Here is a 1,288-nt window from a genome sequence, read left to right as displayed (position 1 = left end):
AAAAAATAAAACGATGAAAGGGGTATTTGTTTATGTTTTTGAGACAAAGTATAGAGGGGATGTACATCAATCCGTTTACTTTACCAGAGGTGGGAGCGGAAGTGAAGAAAAATAACGTAATCTTTGGAAAACCTGGGAAAGGTAGAAAGTTCTACTTAATGCAAGAGTTAAACCGATATGCAGAAGATTTGGTAGTTTCTAGCAAGGTGTATCAAGCTGTGGAACAGGCGACTGTTTGGAAAGACACGGTGGTAGATCTTTTAGCAAGTACGATACTGTATCTGCGTATGTTTCCGAAAGAAAAGGGATTTTTAGCTGATTTGCAAATGTTCTTTATACAAATGGAAAAGAATCCCTATATATGCTCTCATATTATGGACGTATTACATGAGAGTCATCCATTTTACCGAGTTATGAAGCGGTTTGATGGGCAGATTCCTGAGGAAGCAATGCATCTTACTCTACAGATTGTAGATGAACATGTACAAGAGCAGAAAATATGAAAATGAAAGCACTTAGGGGTATGGGACAACAGAAGTATACGGAGTTGATGTATGACAATGTTATGCGGCAAGGTGAGGTATATGTGATAGATCCCGAGGGTACATTCGCAGAAGGATGGAAAAGGTTGCAAGAAATACTTGCACAAAAGAAGAAACCGAATCTATCGTAATTACGCTAAGGAGTCTATGGTGAAAGAAAAGAGGAAAGTACATGAACCTGTTATTTGTGAAGATTTATCGTGAGCTTGCGAGCAGGAAATGTTTGCAAAAAACGGGTGTAGCAACTGTAGCATAGCGCAAGGCGGTAGGACAGAGAATGGGAGGTTACGAAACTGAAGATAACCAAAAGGGCTTTATTCATACTCGTATCAGTTTCTCTGTTAGGAGCTTGTAGTGAGCTAAAGGACAATCGTGTAACAAAATACCAGTAGACACCAATAAAAAGTGTCAAAAAGAATGAATCCGTACACTTGCCAGTCAATATTTTTGAAAATGACAACTATAAAATTGAAGGGCAAAAAGTTACATTCACTCGTAGTATTACGAATGTTGAAATAAAAGATTTTGATCAATCATCTGAACTTGATTTTCGGGATCGTTATAACGATTATGTAAGTAAAAAAAGTTTAAACCTCAAAAATGATTTTAAACTACTAATCATTAACATGAAACATGAAATAAATGAAAAAGCGTAACTACTCAGCCACCTTTTGGTGTCTTTTTTTAATTTTACTAGTTTCATATGCCTCCCATTTGTAAATACTGAGTATATCAAACAGGGGGGT

Annotated in this window: 3 protein-coding genes; all 3 read left to right on the top strand. The window is 36.6% G+C overall.

Annotated features, from left to right (window positions below):
- Window positions 1–32 precede the first annotated feature (32 nt).
- The 3 genes from ATL10_RS30810 (at window position 33) to ATL10_RS30805 (ending at window position 1,198) form a co-directional block, all read left to right on the top strand.
- Window positions 33–503 (top strand): hypothetical protein, encoded by a 471-nt coding sequence (locus ATL10_RS30810; RefSeq protein WP_110498407.1) that lies wholly within the window; start codon window positions 33–35, stop codon window positions 501–503.
- 2 nt (window positions 504–505) lie between these two features.
- Window positions 506–673: a hypothetical protein gene (locus ATL10_RS31560; protein WP_176330656.1), complete on the top strand. Its 168-nt coding sequence runs from the start codon at window positions 506–508 to the stop codon at window positions 671–673.
- A gap of 300 nt (window positions 674–973) precedes the next feature.
- Window positions 974–1,198: a hypothetical protein gene (locus ATL10_RS30805; protein WP_258375860.1), complete on the top strand. Its 225-nt coding sequence runs from the start codon at window positions 974–976 to the stop codon at window positions 1,196–1,198.
- Window positions 1,199–1,288: the final 90 nt, after the last annotated feature.

The sequence above is a fragment of the Bacillus sp. 196mf genome, assembly GCF_003217275.1.
Taxonomy (GTDB): domain Bacteria; phylum Bacillota; class Bacilli; order Bacillales; family Bacillaceae_G; genus Bacillus_A; species Bacillus_A thuringiensis_S.
This window is presented reverse-complemented; position numbering and strand designations above follow the sequence as displayed.

Coding starts and splice junctions, on each gene's coding strand:
- ATL10_RS31560 (WP_176330656.1), top strand. CDS start 506: ATGAAAGCACTTAGGGGTATGGGACAACAGAAGTATACGGAGTTGATG.
- ATL10_RS30810 (WP_110498407.1), top strand. CDS start 33: ATGTTTTTGAGACAAAGTATAGAGGGGATGTACATCAATCCGTTTACT.